Below are 19,809 nucleotides of genomic sequence, written 5' to 3'. Positions count from 1 at the left end.
AAAGGAAAACATCATGAATTTTAAGAGCATTCTGTTACAATTTAAAACTTACTGGTATTTATTTGCAATAAGCCTTGTACTATGTATAGGGCTGGCTTACGTTTATAACACTTATGCCACAAAGCAGTATCTTATTAGCAGTTCATTGCTTTTGCAACAGGAACCCAATAACCCCGACGCCTCTTCGACCTACGCAAATGGTGGGGTTTCATCTGTATTAAACATTAATGAGCTTATAAAAAATGAAGGTGACGTATTAAGATCGCGCAACCTCATAAAAGAGGTGGTGCAAAACCTGCACCTAAATATCAAGTTGTTTTTAAACAGTGGTTTTCTGGCATCTGAAATATATAGTGCGGCACCCTTTAATGTTGAAATACTCCATACCAAGGTAGATTCGCTTAGAAGGCGCGAATACGTAATTGACGTAATAAATAACAATACGGTACACATTGTTAACGAAGATGAAAACATTGACCGTAGTGTTAAATTTGGTGAACAGATAAATCTTCCACAGTATAATATCAGGATTGTAAGACGATCAGGTGTACCAATTTATCAGCAAACATATTCCACACAAATCGCATCTGAAGATGACGCGATATCTGATATAATTAAAAATTACGATGCGGAATTTACAGATAAAGGTACCACAACTATGGCTTTAACTTTATATTACCCTAACTCCGAAAAGGGTGAGTTGATACTGCAAAATTTGATGAATCAGTATCTGAAAGATAATATAGAGCACAAGAAAAATGTGATCGATAGCACGATCAATTTTATTAATAGTCGTTTAGCCGTAGTTGGTGATGAATTAACTAACGTAGAAAAAAAGTACCAAGATTACCGCAGTAGTAATAATATCACCGATATTGAGGAGCAGGCAAAAGTATTGGTAGGTAATGCAAGTGAGAATGATAACAAATACCAGCAACAGCAAATTCAGCTTTCAATTATAAATGATCTTAAAGAGCGGTTAAATGACCCTGAAAATGTTCAGGTTATCCCAAGTTCATTAAATATCCAGAATGCATCTTTTGCCGCAAGTCTTAGTCAGTACAATGAACTGTTAAATCAAAGGGCAAAACAAAAACTATCTTATACAGAAACCAATCCGGTAATTGTTAATTTGGATCAGCAAATAGAGGTAGTACGGCATAATTTACTGCAAAGTATAGACAGCTACAAAAACGAGATGGAGCTGAGCAGTAGCGGAATAAATAAGCAAACGAATGTTTTGAGCAACTCTATAAGGAGTGTGCCGGGTAAACAGCGTGCCATCATGAACTATTCACGGCAACAAGAGCTTAAACAGCAGTTATATGTATATTTGCTACAAAAAAGAGAAGAAACATCAATGGCTAAGGCTGCCGATATGCCTTATTCCAGAATAATTGATAACGCCAAAAGCACCAAGGAGCCGGCAAAACCCATAAAGTCTATTATATACATCATGTCGTTCTTTTTAGGATTGATCATACCCTTTGGTATGGTGAATACCAAAAAAATGATGGAATCTAAAATAAGTTCTGAAGATGACATTGAGAAACAAACCAATGTAACTATTATCGGGAAAATAGGGCATCAATCATCCAGGGAAAAGTCAAGAGCCGATGTTTTTTCCAGGTCGCAGGTAACAGAAAGTTTGCGAACATTACGAACAAAACTCAGAAATATACTTATTGATGGGCAACCAAATGTTATTATGATCACCTCAAGTATTAATGGTGAGGGTAAAACTTTTTTAACGCGAAACTTAGGAAATACCTTAGCTATGACCGGCAAAAAAGTAGTACTGATTGAGCTTGACCTGCGTAAACCTAAGTTATCCCAAACTTTGGGTATAAATAATGAGGATTTTGGTTTCTCAAATTATGTTCTGGAAAATTTAGATACAAAAAGCCTGATTAAGCCCAGCTTATTTCATGCAAATTGTTTTGTAATTACTTCCGGACCGGTTGTAGCCAACGCCAGCGAATTATTGCTTAATGATAAACTGAGCCATATGATTGAGGATCTGAAAAAAACATTTGATTATATCATCATTGACAGTTCGCCGGTGGGCCTGGTTTCAGACGCTTTGATTATTCAAAAGCATGTTGATATTACGATTTATGTTTGCAGGCACAATTATACAGATAAGGCACAAATTGAAATTATCAATGAAATCAGAACAAAGGATAATGTAGATAATTTATACCTGGTTATCAATGACGTTAATTTTTCAAAGTCGGGATATTTTGGTTATGGATATGGTATAGGATACGGTACAGAGAGGTAAATTTTAAACTGTAAGTATTTGCATTCATATCCCAAAACCGGTTATTGTAATATCTGCTTTTTTTAATCTAAATATGATACATAGCCAAACATTGTACAGCTCGGTTCAGGATACCGGGACGTTTGTCAGAAGATATGTAAATATCATGATGCTGTTTTTTCCGCTTACTTCGTTTGTACTTGTTCCTTCAATACCAGGTACAACAATTATCGCGGTGCTGTCGGGGTTGTTATTTTTAATTATCCCGCTATCCCCATTAAAAGAAGAAAAAAGACAGTTTTTCCTGGAGCTCACCTACTTTTTTTGCATCATAATTTTTTTAAGCGTAGGATCTCAGTTCATTAACCTGGTGAGCAATTTAAAGCTTGGGAACGATTTGATACTGATTAACAAAGGTGATTATACAAAAACATTTTATCGTATCTCACACATAACGCAGTCATTGTCTCTCATCGCTGGGTTTATAATATATGGCTACGTTAAGTATTTTGCCGATGAAACCACTATTAAGTACATTTACTGGGGACTTCGTTTGCTGTGCTTCTATGCCTTGTATGAATTTATTTTATACGCGGTAACCGGTATAAACGGAGATTTCATGGCAAACCGTACCGTAGGATACGAAAGCAGATCTGCTTCATTATTTCAAACGTTTAGTTTAGGAGGAATTAGTTTACTGCGCCTAAAAGGTTATACCGGAGAACCTTCCATGTTTGTTTTTACCGTATTTCCGTTTTGGGTTGTAACATTTGCACTAAAAAGACGCTTTGATATGTATCTGCTGTTATGTTGTTTGTTGCTCACATTTTCAACAACTGCTTACTTTTTTATATTGTTATTCATGTGCTATTGGTTTATCTATAAAAGGCAATTTCAAATTTTCTTTTATCTGTGTATTGCCATAGTAGCTATATGTTTTGTTCTGCAGCTAAGTATATTCCAAAAGTTACTTGATAGTTTATATAATTTTGTTTTCGCGGGTAAAATGGACGGGGATAGCTCATCTTCAAGAGAAAGAGGGAAAAGCTTTATAAATCAGATTGAATACTGGGCAAGTCTCAATGGATTTAGCCAGATGTTTGGGATAGGCTTTGGTTATGTACGTTCAACTGATTTCTTTTCAACCCTGTTACCCAATAATGGGATCATCGGATTTTTTGTTTTTACCTGGTTTGTTTTAAGGAATATTTGGCTTAAAATATCTGTACCCATCCTCACTACCTGTTACAGCGTGGGGCTGATCATCGTTTATTTGATAATGATGGTTTCTGTTCCTGAATTTGCTTATCCTTCATTGTGGATATTTATAGGTTTAGGCTTTGTACTGGAAAGAATAAGCCAGAAGCCTGAATTTAAAAAAGCTTTACTCAGCTAATATTTCCCTTAGTATTTAACCCTTGATATGTTATGTTAAAAGGTTGCAGCACTTTCCTCTCTGTTGCCCTATTATGCTTTGTTTGCACAATAGCTAAAGCCCAAAATACAGATAAATCTTTTGTATGGGGAATAAACGGCCATCCGTTAACCCAAAGAGATTACAGTAATAATTGGGATGAGCAAATAAGTGCTCTAAATGACCTGAAATTAAATAGCTACAGGCTTGATGTGTTGTTGGACCCCGATGGATATGCTAAAAAAGAACAATCCTTTATTAAAATTTTAAACGACTTAAAAAAAAACAACATTGCTGCATTGCCTGCAGTTATGCAAAGCGGGCTTAATAATGCAGATACAGATTCAATATACCAGAAAGGCTATAAACAAGGGATGAATTTTGGCACCCGGTATGGCGATTATTTATCGGTAGTTGAGGTGAATAACGAGGGGGATAATAAAATAAGGTTGCGAAACAAGCCTGGAAGAATCAAGGATGGTGAATATGATACTGTAAAAGCAAAAAAGTTTATTGCCGGAATAAAAGGTTTTATTGATGGGCTAAAAGCAGCTAAACCTAATGTAAAGGTCAGCCTGTCAGTTAGCTTTACCCATTTTTACTATCTGCAGCTGCTAAAAGATAACCAGGTTAATTATGATATAATAGGATATCATTGGTACTCAAATATGGGCGACATTATAAATGTAAAACCAGCTTTTGGTAATGTGTTATCTTATATAAGTAAAAGATTTAATAAGACCATCTGGATTACAGAGTTTAATTATTTTAAAGGCACAACAAGTGCAAATTTCGCAACTCAGAGTGACTATATCACGCAGACCATTAAAAAGATACTGGATCAGGGAATCATTAAAGGGTTTTTCATATATGAATTATTTGATCAAACTTATTTAAAAACACGTTACCCTTTTGAAGCATGTTATGGTCTTATTTATAAAGACAGCATGGGCCGTTATATTAAAAAGGATGCCTACGAAAGCTATAAGCAAATAGTTGGAAAATAAATCTCAGGATCTTCCAAGGCTTACAAATTGCAAACATGAAATCCTATTCATCAGCATTTAATCTGAATGAACTAAGAAGTGATCTGTTGTTACAGATTAAGGAGTGGTTAAAGAAAACAAAATTTATAATCAATGACGCTAAAAAGGGATCTGTCAAACAACGCGAATCTGGCTCAGCACGGATGTCTGTGTCATATATTACTCCTATGATCAAATCAGGCAATAAGCACTCTGCAAGCAATGAAGAAAAAGAAAACTTTTTTTTGCTGATAAGCACAATTGATCAGCAAGAGAATTTAAAAGTATTATTGAGAGCATTCTCATCTAAAGAAATAAGAGGTCATAAATTAATCATCGTAACAAAAGAAAAAAGTGAATCATTTCATTTAATTGAATGGGTTAAATCAACCAATGTTACCATAATTAATAGTTTCGACAAAGAGTTGGTTGGCTACCTTTTTAAAAAAGCCAACGCGTTTATCAATTGCTCATCCAACGATCTTTCCAGGCTAATTATCATTGAAGCTATAAATAATAATTGTCGTTTAGTGCTTTCGGATATACCAGCTTTTAAAATGATAAAAGATGAAAAGACAACATATTTTGACCCACTTTCTGAAAGCTCAATTATCAATGCTATTTTATCAGTACCAGAAAAGATATAAGCCAGCCTGAACCCAAGGCAGGTAATAAATCTTATTTCAACAGCCACCGGCTTATTAACAAATGTCTGGTCAGCGATACAATCCCCTCATCCAATATTGTAATGAGATGAGTAAAGGAATTTTTCAACCAATAATTAACAATATATGAAAATTGCAATTGTGCATGATGATCTTGTACGCAAAGGCGGAGCAGAGCAGGTAGCATTAAGTTTTCACAATGCTTTTCCCAATGCTCCTATTTACACGCTGGCGTATGACGCGAATAGTACCTACCCCGAGTTTAAAGATTGTAATATTAAAGTTAGCTGGTTTGGGCAATTCATTAAGAGTGAGAAAAATATGAAGCGCCTTTTTTTTCCATTGGGTGTTTTAGCCATGCAACGTTTAGATTTAAGGGAATACGATGTGGTTTTACAATCAACCACGCACTGTGCTAAATATGTACAAACAGCAGATGATGCACTTGTTATTACCTATTGCCATAATCCGTTCCGTTTAGTATGGGATACTGATTCATATGATAAAGTTAAGCAGGCAAACAGATTGAAAAGGACACTTTATGGAAAAGTTATTTCGATATTAAAAAAAATTGATACAGATGCTGCAAAAAGAACCGATTGGTTTATCACTAATGCGCAAGAGGTGGTGCACCGTATTAAGCAAGCTTATAATCCCCTAAATGAAATTACAGTAATTAATCCGCCGGTAAGGTGTAGTAATTTTTATGTTTCTAATTCAGTAAGCGATTACTATTTGATAGTATCACGTTTTGAATCTTACAAAAAGGTTGACCTGGTTATTGAGGCTTTTAATAAAATGCCCGATAAAAAGCTGGTTATTGTAGGTAAAGGCTCCCGGGAAAAAGAGATAAAGGAAAATGCCGGTAATAATATTACATTTTTAACCGGGCTAGACGCCGCCGATTTGGCAAGACTTTACGCTAACTGTAAAGCTTTTATTTTTCCACAGCTGGAAGATTATGGAATTACCCCGCTTGAAGCCAACGCGTCTGGAAGGCCTGTTATAGCCTATGGCAAAGGCGGGGTTTTAGATACAATGATCCCTTTTACAGATGATTCATCAAAAGCCACTGCCGTGTTTTTTAATGAACAAACAGTACAAGCGCTACAAGATGCTGTTAATCTGTTTGAACAATTAGAGTTTGATCCGGCTTTCCTTCGGGCGCACGCCCAATATTTTGATGAAAGCCAGTTTGTATTAAAAATCAGGTCATACGTACAGAGTAGATATCTTTCTGAAAGAAAAGTTGTACCTCTAATACTGAATACAGATAGTTCTTACAATAATTTGGCATGAAAGTTTTACTTATAAGCAGCTTTTATTACCCCACATTTGTTGGCGGGGCCGAGATATCCGTTCAGCTATTGGCAGAGGGATTAACAAAGGCAGGTAATCAGGTATATGTACTTACTACGGGCCCGGTTAATAAGGTTTATCGTGTTAATGGGGTTGCGGTAATAAGCTTAAAGCAAAGAAATATATATTCTACCTATAACGGTGTTGCCCATGTAAATGGGATTTTTAAATCTTTCTGGCACCTGCTTGATAGCTGCAATATGTTTTATCATTTCAGCTTTTCATCAATCTTAAAAAAAATACGTCCCGATCTTGTTCATACAAATACCATTCAGGGTTTTTCACCTTTTATCTGGAAAACTATAAAAAGCAATAAAATCCCTCTGGTACACACCATGCGTGATTATTATCTGCTTTGTCATAAATGCAGCTTGTTTAATAATAATAAAAATTGCGAAGTCCTATGTCAGCCATGTAAGGTAACCAGTAGCATAAAAAGAAATTTCATGTTATACCCTGATCATTTCATTGGTATAAGTCAATACATACTAAATAAGCATAAAGCCTTTTTACAGATCCCTGATCAGTTTAGCAACGTGGTATATAATGCTACCAAAAATTGTTTAAATGCAACGGTAAAGCCAATCACAGAAAAAATACATTTCGGGTATATTGGAAGAATAGCAGAAGATAAGGGTGTGTTGTACCTGGCAAATGAATTAGCTAAATTAACTGACATACAAAAATCAGTATTGAAAATTATTTTCGCTGGTAAAGGCGATCTTCAATTTATAGCACAACTTGGTGATATATTAAAAAACATTCAATACGAATTTATAGGTGTATCAAAACCAGATGATTTTTATAAGCAAATTGATATTTTGATAGTTCCGGCTTTGTGGAATGAGCCCTTTGGCAGGACGGTGATAGAGTCCTTATCTTACTCGGTTCCTGTTTGTCAGTCAGATAGGGGGGGGCTCAAAGAAATCTATGATCCTAACAGCTCTTGGACCTATTCGCCTGATGAGGGAAACCTTTCAGTTATAATAAGTCACATTTTGAGCAATAAAGGCGAAATAGCCGAAAAAAAGAAAAATTGTGTAAAGCACGCCCAAAAATTTTCTGTAGATAATTATATTAAGAATCATCTGCTTTTATATCAACAAATTACTACCCCCCGGCCCGAATTACGCAAAACGGGAATATATCCGGTTTTACATAATCAATTGAATTGATTATAAAATTCTGCATAAACCGACACAAACAATATGGTTACGGATCTAAAAACACGTATTAAATCAAATGGGTAGTGTACTTACTGAAGCCGCATCTACTACGGATAAAAAGTTAGTCGCTTCTGGAATATTTTGGAATTTTATCCAATTGGTTATAAACCAATCTTTTAATTTTATTTTAAAATTGGTGTTGGCTAAGCTACTGTTTCCAAGTGAATTTGGATTAGTAGGCATGGCAACTGTATTCACAGGGTTTGTACAGATACTAAATGATTTAGGTGTAGGCTCAGCACTCGTGCAGCGGAAAGATGAGCATTTGCGTAACGAACACTACCACACAGCTTTCTGGACAGGAGTAATTTGGTCTATTTTATTATTCCTTATTATGAGTTTTGGCGTAGGGCCTTTGGCTGCCATATTTTACAACAAACCTATTCTTACAACCATTATCCCAGTCCTTAGTATCGGTATTTTAGTAAGCCCGGTAAACCTGGTGCATAAAGCACAGCTTACCAAGCAAATGAAATTTAAAAAATTGGCCTTTATAGACAATGTATCAAATATAGTAGTTGGCGTTATTGCCCTTATCATGGCTTTAAAGGGAGCCGGTGTATGGGCTTTGGTTTTTAACTCGGTGGGTAATGTGTTTTTTGCGATGCCACTATTTTTTAAGGCTACTGGCTGGAAACCTGCTTTTATAATGGATAAACAAGCCTTTAAGGAAGTTTTTGGCTTTGGTGTTTATACAACAGGTTCAAACATATTGAATTACCTGTATAATAATATTGATTATTTACTGATCGGAAAACTTTTAGGTGCAACTTCTTTGGGTATATATACTCTGGCTTTTGTATTAACAGATACTTTTAGGGGTAGGTTAATGGCTGTTATTAATAATGTGATGTACCCAATTTATGGCAAAAATCAAAATGATATGGTTTCGCTTAAAAAGTATTACCTCAAAGTGGTGTTATTTAACTGTTTGTTTGTTTTTCCGGTAATGATTTTCTTTGTAGTTGAGGGCAATCATTTTATTATTAGTGTTTTTGGTGCTAAGTGGCAGCAAACGGTAGCGCCATTACAGATATTATCAGTTTCGGTAATGTTTCACCTTTTGGTTAGCGGTAATACTTCTTTATTGAGGGGGTTAGGCAGGCCGGGCCTGGAAATGAAACAGCAGATTTTTAAGGCGCTGGTGTTTTTACCATCATTAGCATTGGGTATATATTTTTACGGAATAATTGGAGCTGCCTGGGCTGTATTGCTCAATAAAATTGTAGTGGTTTTAGTAGCACAGTATTCGTTTAATTATCTCATTCCAATAAAAATATCAATAGTCGAATTTTTCATAGCCCTTAGGGCTCCCATAATTGCGTCTGCCTGCAGCTTTACTATAACATATTTGCTAAACCTTGCAGGGGTAAACTATATAATAGGAGGCTTGGTTCTCTGCATTAGTTATTCTGGAGTAATTTATTTGATGATGGCTGATGAGCTCAAAAACACATTAGCAGGTTTAAGAAAAAAGCCTGTACCCTCTGTGCATAAAACTAATTAATAGAAAGATGATCTCGGTAATTATTCCCTGTCACAATTGTGAGAGCTTTATAAACAGATGTGTTGATAGCGTTTTAAACCAAACTTATCAGGATGTTGAAATTATTTTAGTCAATAATAACTCGTCTGATAACTCATTAGCGTTATTAAATAAATATCAATCTGAATTTCCGGATAAGATCTTTGTCTTTGAGGAATCTAAGAAAGGCGCTCCTGCGGCCCGGAATCATGGTTTATATAAAGCCAGGGGCGAATGGATACAATTTTTGGACGCTGATGATGAGTTATCTCCGGATAAGCTACAAGGACAGCTTAACATAGCTCTGGCCACTGGCGCCGATGTAGTTGCAGGCGCTTGTTTACTTCTGTATAAAAAAGAGAATAGGATTGTTCAAATAATCAGACGGGCTGATAAAGACATTTGGAAAGGTCTGATCACGTCAAATTTGGGTATTACCAGCTCAAACTTATGGCGTAAACAGGCATTTTTTGATGTTAATGGATGGGATGAAACACTAAGCTCTTCACAAGAATATGATGTGCTTTTTCGGCTTTTAAAAAACAATGCTAAAGTAGCGGTTGATAATTCAGTAAAAACAACAGTTCATTTTTCTAATAACTCTGTTTCCAAAAGCCGGAACAAAAAAAAAGTGAAACAAATACTGGATAACCGTATCAATTTGAGGTTGAAAATTAAAGATGAATTACAATCATCAAAAAGACTTACACCCAAGTTGGCGCAGGCTATTGATACATACATTTATACCGAGCTCATGGATAACTATCTTGTGATACCTGAGTATGTAAATGAGCTCATGAACAGATACCATTTAGACGTTAAATACTCCAAAATTGTAAAGCTTAATGTAAAGGTGTTTTTGAAACGCTTGTACGTCCTTTTGGTTATCACATAAATTATCCGCTGTTAATAAGACAATTGCCTTACATAAACCCTGATTTTATTATGAACAAAGAGAAACAAATGGTGTCTATAATTATCCCCACCTATAAAGATTGGGATAGATTATCTTTATGTCTAAACTCGCTTGATGAACAAACCTATGACCACGAATTTTTTGAGATCATTGTAGTAAATAATTATACGGAAGATAAAATCCCTGCGGGTTTTTTTATTCCCCAAAACTGTAAAGTGATCACCGAGAAAATCCCCGGATCGTATGCTGCCCGTAACACAGGAATCGCGTTGTCAAAGGGGGCAATTATAGGCTTTACTGATTCAGATTGCATTGCGGATAAAGACTGGATAACAAATGCGGTAAAGTTTTTAGTAAACAGTAACGAGTGCGATAGGATAGCGGGCAGGATCAATTTATATTATCACTCAAAAAAGCTCACGGAAGCTGAATTGTATGAAAAAATATATGCCTTTAATCAGGATCTATATGTAAACCAGGATGGAACCAGCGTTACAGGCAATATGTTTAGTTACAGGTATGTTTTTGATAAGGTGGGGCTGTTTAAAGAAGACCTGTTATCTGGGGGCGACTATGAATGGTCAATAAGGGCCCGCGATGCCGGCTTTAAAATTAAATATGCTGATGATGCGATAATTAATCATCCGGCCCGGCATAGCATAACTGAGCTGATAAGTAAAGCAAAGCGAGTAGGAGGAGGACAGGCTGGCTTTGATAAGCCAGGCAATAAAAGTAAGTTACAATCAGTAGTAAGTTTCCTATATGATTTGAGGCCCCCGGTTAGAAGTATTAAGTTAATTCAAAAAAAAGGGAGGGAACTTCATTTAGCCGAAAAAATACTTGTGTTTTATATCAGGTATTATTTATCTGTAATTACCGCCCGCGAAAAATTCATGGTTAACTTGGGTAAAACTGCCCAGCGGCAGTAAATGTTTTATCATTAAGATTGTTTTTTATTCATTTAGTCCAATGGTATTGGAACACGGATAATTAAAAAAAAGCGGTTGTTTAAAGCATATTTATCATGCCGAACCAAAACGGGGTACACAAAAACGACACACTATTTCTCAGTTTTATACATAATTTTCCCATTGATTTAATTCGTCCTGTTTTAAGCAAGGTAAATTGTATTATTGTTAAGTATTTAAGCTAATGATTAATATAATCATAAATGATAGGTTAAGACATTATCAGTTTGTGAATAAATAATATAGTTATACTTCAGATAACTATGTCTTTTTAATCATAAATAATAGATTAAGGCTTATCAATTGTGAAAAAATAACATAGTTATTTCAGATAGCTATGTCCCTCCCTAATTAATCAAGATCATAACAAGCATTAATTCAAATCACCATGAAAACACGTTACTTATACCTGATTTATTTACTAATGTCGGTTACTGATATTGTAGTTGTTAATTTATCATTTTTGATAGTAAATGACTTTTTTAATTTGAAGTCAAACAATGATATGAGTTCACTGATAGTTGCCAACTATCTTTGGATACTTGCAGCAATGTTTTTCGGACTTTATACCAGTAACTTTAAACATAAACTGGAGGATATATATAGGTTAACAATCAAAAGCTTTCTCCTGTACACTGTATTGTTTTTTTCATATATCCTGCTATCAAATCATCATTTATCGTTTACCATATTGGTGATTTTTTATGGACTAATGCTGCTGGGATTGCTTTTTATCAGGTTTATAGGTTCTGCTTTTGAAAGGAGTTTGAAAAAACATTTTAAAATTACCCGCCCGGTTGCCGTTATTGGTTTAAATTCTATGGGTTTGCGCCTGGCCGGATTTTTTCAGGATCGTGATAGCCATTTCGCCTTCGAAGGTTTTTTAAATCAGGATAACAACTCCTATCTGGATAAACAAGGACAAATTTTGCCAGCTATATTAGATCAGATGAATTCTGCGGCAAAAAGCGGAATCAGGGATATATATGTTTGCCTACCGCCCGAGCAGATTAGAGAATATGATTTTTTGCAAAAAGAAGCCGAAAAACATTGCCTTCGTTTAAAGCTGGTTCCTGATATGTCCAATACAATGACAGATCGTTTAAAACTAAGTTACATGGGTGAGTTTGCTGTTCTTAGTAACAGGAATGAGCCTTTGGAAGAGGTAGAAAACAGATTTAAGAAAAGGGTATTTGATATTTTATTCAGCTCATTGGTAATCATATTCTTATTAAGCTGGCTTTATCCAATAATTGGATTAATCATAAAAATACAAAGCCCGGGCCCCATTTTGTTTAAACAATTAAGAAGCGGTAAGGATAATGGTTCATTTTTATGCTATAAGTTCAGGAGTATGAAAATGAATAACCAAACTGATAAACAGGCATCAAAAGACGATGACCGGATCACAAAAATTGGCAGGTTTTTACGAAAAACCAGCCTGGATGAATTACCACAGTTTTTTAACGTGTTGCTGGGCGATATGAGTGTTATTGGTCCGCGGCCTCACCCATTGAATATGACCACAGAATACAGGGAGATCATAAATCAGTATATGGTAAGACACTTTTTAAAATCAGGAATAACCGGATGGGCACAGGTAAATGGTTACAGAGGCGAAACAAAAGACCCGATTTTGATGCAGAAAAGGGTTGAGTTTGATATTTGGTACCTGGAAAACTGGTCAATGTGGCTTGATCTGAAAATAATTTATATGACTGTTGCCAATATTCTAAAAGGAGAAGAAAACGCCTATTGATCAAATCTTTAAATCTCAAAAACTATGAAGGTAGACTTACTAAATCATTTACAATTGGCAAGGAAGCCAACAATTCTTGTAATAGGTGATCTGATGGTAGATCATTATATATGGGGAGGTGCCAGCAGGCTTTCTCCGGAAGCACCTGTACCTGTTGTTAATATAAACAGTGAATCAACTACTTTAGGCGGTGCAGGTAATGTGGTACAAAATCTGGTATCATTAGGGGCACAGGTGACAGTTGCCGGAGTTATTGGAAATGATGCTATGGGCAACCAGCTTATTAAGCTATTGATAGATGAAGGCGTTGAAATTGATGCTATTATTAAAGAGGAAAACAGAACAACAACCATAAAAACACGGGTGCTTGTAGGTAACCACCAACTGGTAAGGTTAGATAAGGAAGTAACTGATATATTATCCACAAATATCGAAAACGCCTTGATGGATAAGGTGATGGCCTACATGGCCACTGCAGATCTGGTTGTTTTGTCTGATTATAATAAAGGGTTATTTTCACCACTATTAACCCAACGGATTATAGAGGCGGCCGAAATTCAAGGCAAAAAAGTCATCATAGATCCTAAAGGGTCTGATTTTAGAAAATATAAAGGTTCTTATATCATTAAACCCAACCGTAAGGAATTGGCCGAAGCAGCTAAATCAGAGCACATCAATTCAATGGAGAGTTTAAGACAAGCCGCTGATGTTATTTTTGAACAAACCGATGCGGATTATCTTGTAGTAACATTATCTGAACAGGGAATGGTGATCATGAGCAAACATGCCCAGATAGCATTACCAGTAAAGGCCACAGAGGTTTTTGACGTTACGGGGGCCGGAGATACCGTTTTGGCAACCATTGCTTATTTCCTTGCCGTTGGATTAAACCTTGAAGAAGCCTGTGAATTGGCCAATCACGCTGCAGCCATTGTTATACGTCACTTGGGGAGTGCTACTACCACTGTTGATGAAATTATTAAGGGATATGGCCGAAAGCGAAAAACAAAGGTTAAAGCCACGATTTAAAATTATGGCCTAACGTTAAAAGCAAAATCTAAATAATCAACCCTAAATCTTAATTCATTAATATCAGCCCAATGGTTTCAGAAGAACTTAATGAGCATTACAACACTATAAAGAAAGTTATTGAAGTACTTGTTGCAGATATTGAGGCGGGCAGCGAACTAATAAGTACCACTATCAAAAACGGGAATAAGGTATTAATTGCCGGGAACGGTGGCAGCGCCGCCGACGCCCAGCATATTGCCGCAGAATTAACCGGCCGTTTTGTTAAAGAACGTAAGCCATTGCCGGGTATCGCGTTAACTACCGATACATCTGCAATTACCGCTATTGCTAATGACTATGGATATGATTTTGTGTTTTCCAGACAATTAGAAGCATTTGCACAGCCGGGCGACCTCTTTATTGGTATTTCAACCAGTGGGAATAGTCCGGGAATTATAAAAGCGTTTCAAGCGGCGCAAAAGTTAAACTGCAAAACAATTGGTCTATCCGGCAAAAACGGGGGAAAGATGAACGGTATCTGCGATGTACATATCGTCGTTCCGTCAAATACCACTGCCCGTATCCAGGAAATGCACATATTGATAGGTCACATACTCTGTAAGGCTGTTGACGATTTGTTTTAATAACCATGCAGATAAGCTTTGAGCAAATATTGCTGGATAAGATACAGGACGCCAATTCCCTCATACTGCGGCTGCAAAGTTGGCAGCATAAAGGTGAAAGGGTAGTTTTTACAAATGGAGTATTTGATTTGCTCCACATAGGCCATCTTACATACCTTGCAAAAGCAGCCGGGCTGGGCAATAAACTCATTGTCGGCCTCAATGCGGATAGTTCGGTTAAGCGCATAAAAGGTGAAAGCCGACCGGTTAATGACCAAAACAGCAGAGCTGCATTATTGGCTTCATTATTTTTTGTAGATGCTGTAGTAATATTTAATGAAGACGATCCACTTAATTTAATAATTAAGCTTAAACCCGATATTTTGGTTAAGGGAGCCGATTATTCAGTTGATAGTATTGTCGGCGCCAAAGAAATTATGGCTAACGGTGGTGAGGTAAAAACAATTGATTTTGTTAATGGATATTCCTCTACATCAATAATTGAAAAAATTCGAAATCAGCAGATCCCGGATCAGCCAATTAAATAAAATACCAGGCAACTTGCCCAAGTTAGCCGTTGGAATTATAAATTCCCGTTGCCTTAACGGTTCAAAGATTATAATTTCCCAAACACCTTTAAGGTGAATTTTGGATAGCTAAATCTGAATATACCTTCTCCTTGTCGCTGTAAAACGCTTAATAAAAGCTTGTTACAGCGAAAAAAAACCTCAATAATAAATTTTGTAAGGCCCACCTGTTATACGAACCATGGTTTAAAAATGTTATGAAAACTACCTTAAAATGAAAGATATAAAGTATAGATTTTATCCCAATACATCCGGGAAAACAGTGAGCAAAATTAAACTGATTGATAAGTTATTATATACACTATGGAGAGGGACAGAAAAAAAGTTTACCGAACAAACTATTAATAAAATAACTATTACTCAGCTTGCCCATATCGGTGATATGATACTCCTTTTGCCGGCCTTAAAAACACTGAAATGTAATACTAATTACCATATCAACTTATTGGTAAGTAGTCAAAATTTTAATATTGCAAGCCGGTTAAAATACGTTGACTCAGTAAGTGTTGCAGATGCGCCCTACTTTGCAAGGAATAATAAGGTATCCTATTTAGGTTATATTAACCAGTTAAATAAAATAAAAACAGATTTGATTTATGATGTAAGGGGAGATCTGCGAAATAACTTTTTTATACGTTTTTTTACTCGTAAAAAACTGTTTCTTGGCTATGATGTTGGTGGAGGCGGGGCCCTTTTGGATGTAGTTTTGCCATTTGACCATAAAGGTCATATTTCTGGGTTGCTTAATCCGCTTTTTAGCTACTTAAAATTACCAGAAAATCATTTATCTGATTACTGGAGCGAGGAGGATATGCCTTATGATGAAATAACTGATCATATTTTCCCAAGCCAGTTTCTGGTGGTTCATATTGGTACAGGTGCCCAGGCCAGGAAATGGCCGGTTGAGTTTTTTTTAGAAACAATTGCAGCAGCATCAAAAGAAATACCTGTTTATGTTTTGGGTTTAAACCAGGACCTGACAGTTGAACAGCTTAAAACCATTTCTGAAATGCCAAATGTGATTACATGCATTGGCAAATATTCTATTCTTCAATCAATCTACGTATTAAAAAAGTGCAGTTTGTTTTTAGGCTTGGATTCAGGCTTTTCACATATCGCTGCTTTACTGAAAAAGAAAGTTATTATACTTTTTAGTGGTACAGTAAATAAAGAAGTATGGAAACCATTTAGTTTTTTTGAAGATCAGATATTGCTCTTAAACAAAGAGGTTCCCTGTGATTACGGCACAGGCTGTGGAAAACTGGTGTGCGATGATAATATCTGTATGAAACAAATTAAATCAGCCGAAGTAATTGGCAAAATTAAAATATCATTAAACGACCTGAAATTAATATCTTGAGAGAGATTAGCATCAATAACTTATTGCTAAAGGCGCGTTTATCATTAATGATAAACACACGGCTGGCCGGCTTGTTATTTTTTTAATTGTTAATTATTGAGAGCTAATGGCATTGATTTGATTTAATAAGGTATCTAAACGATGATGATAATCTTTGAAGTTTAACTCAGCTCTTTCAATGGCTGTAATCAATTCTTCAAGTTCAATTATTGCGGCCTGGTGTTTGGTAAACCCATTAATAACAGACACTTCGCCATTGAAATAACTGATAAATTTGGGGCTCGGCGTTGTCCAGAGCTCATTTCTCAGATAGTCAATTTTCATTTTTGCCGATCTGATCAAATGCAAGATCTCCACGTTTTTATGGCATCTAATTAAATTTAAAGCTCGTTTTCTTTGTCTGTTAATCATTCTTTCCATCTATACTAACGGTAATACAATTAAGGGCTATCCCTATAAATAGTTAAATAATAATTAGTGATCGGAGTACCGGGATATTAATTATTAATTAACTTATATATTACGTAAAATCCGCAGGAATGTTACGTTTTTTATTTTTTTTTGAACATTATTTTTAAAAAAAAACCAAATTCCACTGCCTTAGCCGTCGCATTAACCCAATAAATGCTATTTTAAAATATACGGCTCATTAAATTGATATATCTATATTCAATTTTTCATGGTGGGCTTCTCCTCCATGAGTAACTAATTTGAGATTTCTTTATGAAGTAATAATGAATTTTATTGTAATTTATAGGATTTGACAAGAGGATTAACTCCACATTAAATGTTTACCCTTTTATTACTTTAAATTGCTTCGAAAAACTCAAAAGGGACTACTCTTTCTGCAAATCTGCCCCGCTATTGCTAAATTAAAGCTCAATAGCGATTAAATCTCCCCCGTAAGTAAATTAATAAATTTTAATATATTTAATTAACTTTAAGTTAAATATTGTACAAATAAGACCATGCAGGTCTTTTCTGATAATTCAACGTATTTCCTCTTTGCAAATTAATGAGGTGTTTCTTGAATTTTATGGTGAAATTAGTTGAAATGAAATAGCTTATTTAAACAGACATGATGGCTATGGTCATAACCCAGGAATTTTTTGTATATTATTATAAATTAAAAAAGTGATTTAATAATATTTTTTATCAATTTCTGTTATTTTAGTAAGATGTATACAATAGGCAAAAAGATCAAATATCTGCGCTTTCAGAGAGGATGGAGCCAGGAGGATGTTGCAAAACGTGCGGATATTTCTATTCTGGCTTTATCAAAGATTGAAACTGGGCTAACCGATATTAATCTATCAAAACTTGAACGCCTGGCTGTTTTATTTGAAATGTCTGTAATTCAGTTAATTACATTGGAGGAGGTTAAATCAGGTTCCGGACATATGGATGAATTGGAGATGGCTAATAGACGCCTGATGGACCAGGAAGCTGAAATTATAGATCTGCAAAAAAAGATAATTGAATTGTTTGAAGAGTTGCGGCGTTCCAAAGCGACAGCATAAGTAATGCATATATATGCTTACTGATAAAATTCTGCTCTTAAGTTTCGGAAGTACATAAATGAGTCGGGGAATTTTTTGCCTTTCTGCAATGCGTTTGGTAGGTAATAGGGTGCTGATTATAAGCGCTGTCTGAGAGTCTTTCTTGCCAGCCGGTTGGCCAATGCAGTGAAACTTTTAAACTCACTGAAAACAGGGTAATCTAAGCTTAAATATAAAAAAAGGGAGAAAAGCACCCCTGCTAATCTCCCCACTATTAATTAAAAATAACCCACTTTTAGGTAGATTATATTTATCTAAACAATATGTGTGCCTAACTCGTAATTAGGTGTAAAAAATGTACTCAATATATGCTCAATACTCATTCAGCTTCAGAATTAGATAGTTAAGTATTATTATGTATTTTTAAATATTCTTATTTGTTGTATGTTTTTTTATAATGTGTGATTGATGCCACTTTTTTAGGACACATTGGCTTTTATTTGGATACATTGTATAACAATGATAACAAGGTAAACGCTCCATGAAAATTAGTCTTTTAACAGAAACAATTCTGCAAAGTCTGTTTGTTTAAAATAAGTTAAATGTAGCCGTTGCAATATTTATCCCAATAACTAAGCATTAGCTTTTTACCAAAGCTTGTAAAGTTCATTCCCATGGATGGCGTAGGTGTAAATTCACCAAAAACACAGCCTTTCCGGGTAGCATATAAATCAATCCGCACAAACATATCGTAGCTTTTGCTCAAAGTTTTAGCTGTTTTAACCATTTCTTTAAAACAAGCGGGGGCCTGCTGATTAAGTTTGGGCTTATAATTAAATTGTACTTTTTTTACCAGGTTCCAATCCTCATCATAAAATGCACCAAATCCGCTTTTAGGGCTTAATCTGTTAATGACATATAAGCATGCTATTTCGCCATTGAAACAATAAAATTTATAGTCTGTAAGTATGGCATGATTTCCTTCCTCGTTCTGTAAAAACTCTTCAACTAAAAATTCAAGATTTTGATTTTTAGTTACTTCCCGTTTCATGGTAGTTCTTATTTCTTCGTGTGTGTATTGTTTTTTATCAAAAAGATTTTGCCCGTTATCCATAACAAACACATAATTGCAAGAATGGCCTATGGTAGGGCGAATAACATAATAGGGTGGAAGTTTTGAAAAATCAAGGTTTTCAACATCGGCACCTTTCCAGTATAAATCCGGCACCTGGCACCCATGCATTTGGGCAAATTCACGTGCATTATATTTATTGCTTAATTTTCTTTGCCAGTACGGAGCTGCTTTCCATTTTTCAATGCAATCGTGCTGACTCATAGGCATATTTCTTATTTTTTCGGCCTGTGAATCATTCCAAAATGTCTCGTATCTTTTTTTTATCCTTTTTGAAAACTGTCCATGGTTTCTCAGATAATGAACAATACGATCAAACATATTAAAGCTTTTAATCAACATAAGTTATATGCGGTAATGATTTCACCGCAGTTTTGTTTATACAATTTATGCAAAAAAAATGAGTTACAGCTTAAAATATAGGCCTGATCAAAAATTGTGTAATAGTGTGTAGCCTGTGTATGGGAATTTTTTTTA

The 19,809-nt window shown here is 35.4% G+C and carries 17 protein-coding genes; 15 read left to right on the top strand and 2 right to left on the bottom strand.

Going from position 1 to position 19,809, the window contains the following annotated elements; all coding sequences use genetic code 11:
- Positions 1–13 precede the first annotated feature (13 nt).
- The 14 genes from M2273_RS28405 to M2273_RS28340 all read left to right on the top strand — a co-directional run bounded on the left by M2273_RS28405 (position 14) and on the right by M2273_RS28340 (position 16,701).
- Positions 14–2,284, top strand: coding sequence for a GumC family protein (locus tag M2273_RS28405; RefSeq protein ID WP_429401373.1), 2,271 nt, complete (start codon positions 14–16; stop codon positions 2,282–2,284).
- A 73-nt stretch (positions 2,285–2,357) separates the two neighbouring features.
- A complete protein-coding gene (locus M2273_RS28400) occupies positions 2,358–3,659 on the top strand; it encodes a hypothetical protein (protein ID WP_429401371.1) in 1,302 nt (433 codons plus the stop codon).
- A 32-nt stretch (positions 3,660–3,691) separates the two neighbouring features.
- Complete coding sequence (locus tag M2273_RS28395) at positions 3,692–4,684, top strand: glycosyl hydrolase (protein WP_429401369.1); 993 nt, start codon at positions 3,692–3,694, stop codon at positions 4,682–4,684.
- A gap of 35 nt (positions 4,685–4,719) precedes the next feature.
- Positions 4,720–5,349: a glycosyltransferase gene (locus M2273_RS28390; protein ID WP_429401367.1), complete on the top strand. Its 630-nt coding sequence runs from the start codon at positions 4,720–4,722 to the stop codon at positions 5,347–5,349.
- A 144-nt stretch (positions 5,350–5,493) separates the two neighbouring features.
- The gene (locus tag M2273_RS28385) at positions 5,494–6,666 is read left to right on the top strand and encodes a glycosyltransferase (RefSeq protein WP_429401365.1); all 1,173 of its coding nucleotides are present in this window, start codon (positions 5,494–5,496) and stop codon (positions 6,664–6,666) included.
- Positions 6,663–7,901: a glycosyltransferase family 4 protein gene (locus tag M2273_RS28380; protein ID WP_429401363.1), complete on the top strand. Its 1,239-nt coding sequence runs from the start codon at positions 6,663–6,665 to the stop codon at positions 7,899–7,901. The genes M2273_RS28385 and M2273_RS28380 overlap by 4 nt, the downstream gene beginning before the upstream one ends.
- A gap of 67 nt (positions 7,902–7,968) precedes the next feature.
- Positions 7,969–9,459, top strand: coding sequence for a lipopolysaccharide biosynthesis protein (locus M2273_RS28375; protein ID WP_429401361.1), 1,491 nt, complete (start codon positions 7,969–7,971; stop codon positions 9,457–9,459).
- Between the two features lie 7 nt (positions 9,460–9,466).
- On the top strand, positions 9,467–10,372 hold the full coding sequence (locus M2273_RS28370) for a glycosyltransferase family 2 protein (RefSeq protein WP_429401359.1): 906 nt from the start codon (positions 9,467–9,469) through the stop codon (positions 10,370–10,372).
- Positions 10,373–10,422: 50 nt separating this feature from the next.
- Positions 10,423–11,322: a glycosyltransferase gene (locus M2273_RS28365; RefSeq protein ID WP_429401357.1), complete on the top strand. Its 900-nt coding sequence runs from the start codon at positions 10,423–10,425 to the stop codon at positions 11,320–11,322.
- A gap of 427 nt (positions 11,323–11,749) precedes the next feature.
- A complete protein-coding gene (locus tag M2273_RS28360; RefSeq protein ID WP_429401355.1) occupies positions 11,750–13,120 on the top strand; it encodes an undecaprenyl-phosphate glucose phosphotransferase in 1,371 nt (456 codons plus the stop codon).
- Positions 13,121–13,144: 24 nt separating this feature from the next.
- On the top strand, positions 13,145–14,149 hold the full coding sequence (rfaE1, locus tag M2273_RS28355) for a D-glycero-beta-D-manno-heptose-7-phosphate kinase (protein WP_429401353.1): 1,005 nt from the start codon (positions 13,145–13,147) through the stop codon (positions 14,147–14,149).
- A gap of 71 nt (positions 14,150–14,220) precedes the next feature.
- A complete protein-coding gene (gene gmhA, locus M2273_RS28350; RefSeq protein ID WP_429401351.1) occupies positions 14,221–14,775 on the top strand; it encodes a D-sedoheptulose 7-phosphate isomerase in 555 nt (184 codons plus the stop codon).
- A gap of 5 nt (positions 14,776–14,780) precedes the next feature.
- Complete coding sequence (gene rfaE2, locus M2273_RS28345) at positions 14,781–15,302, top strand: D-glycero-beta-D-manno-heptose 1-phosphate adenylyltransferase (protein ID WP_429401349.1); 522 nt, start codon at positions 14,781–14,783, stop codon at positions 15,300–15,302.
- A gap of 253 nt (positions 15,303–15,555) precedes the next feature.
- A complete protein-coding gene (locus M2273_RS28340; RefSeq protein WP_429401347.1) occupies positions 15,556–16,701 on the top strand; it encodes a glycosyltransferase family 9 protein in 1,146 nt (381 codons plus the stop codon).
- A 93-nt stretch (positions 16,702–16,794) separates the two neighbouring features.
- On the opposite strand, the gene M2273_RS28335 is transcribed toward M2273_RS28340, so the two are convergent.
- The gene (locus M2273_RS28335) at positions 16,795–17,049 is read right to left on the bottom strand and encodes a hypothetical protein (protein ID WP_429401345.1); all 255 of its coding nucleotides are present in this window, start codon (positions 17,047–17,049) and stop codon (positions 16,795–16,797) included.
- Positions 17,050–17,879: 830 nt separating this feature from the next.
- On the opposite strand from M2273_RS28335, the gene M2273_RS28330 reads away from it, so the two are divergent.
- Positions 17,880–18,221 carry a helix-turn-helix domain-containing protein gene (locus M2273_RS28330; protein ID WP_429401343.1) on the top strand — a complete coding sequence of 114 codons (342 nt, stop codon included), beginning with the start codon at positions 17,880–17,882 and terminating at the stop codon, positions 18,219–18,221.
- Between the two features lie 577 nt (positions 18,222–18,798).
- On the opposite strand, the gene M2273_RS28325 is transcribed toward M2273_RS28330, so the two are convergent.
- Positions 18,799–19,536, bottom strand: coding sequence for an ATP-grasp fold amidoligase family protein (locus M2273_RS28325; RefSeq protein WP_429401341.1), 738 nt, complete (start codon positions 19,534–19,536; stop codon positions 18,799–18,801).
- Positions 19,537–19,809 lie beyond the last annotated feature (273 nt).

Source organism: Mucilaginibacter lappiensis, assembly GCF_050433765.1.
GTDB classification, from domain to species: Bacteria; Bacteroidota; Bacteroidia; order Sphingobacteriales; family Sphingobacteriaceae; genus Mucilaginibacter; species Mucilaginibacter lappiensis_A.
Note: the sequence above shows the minus strand (reverse complement) of the source record. Positions and strands in the feature narration are given on the sequence as shown.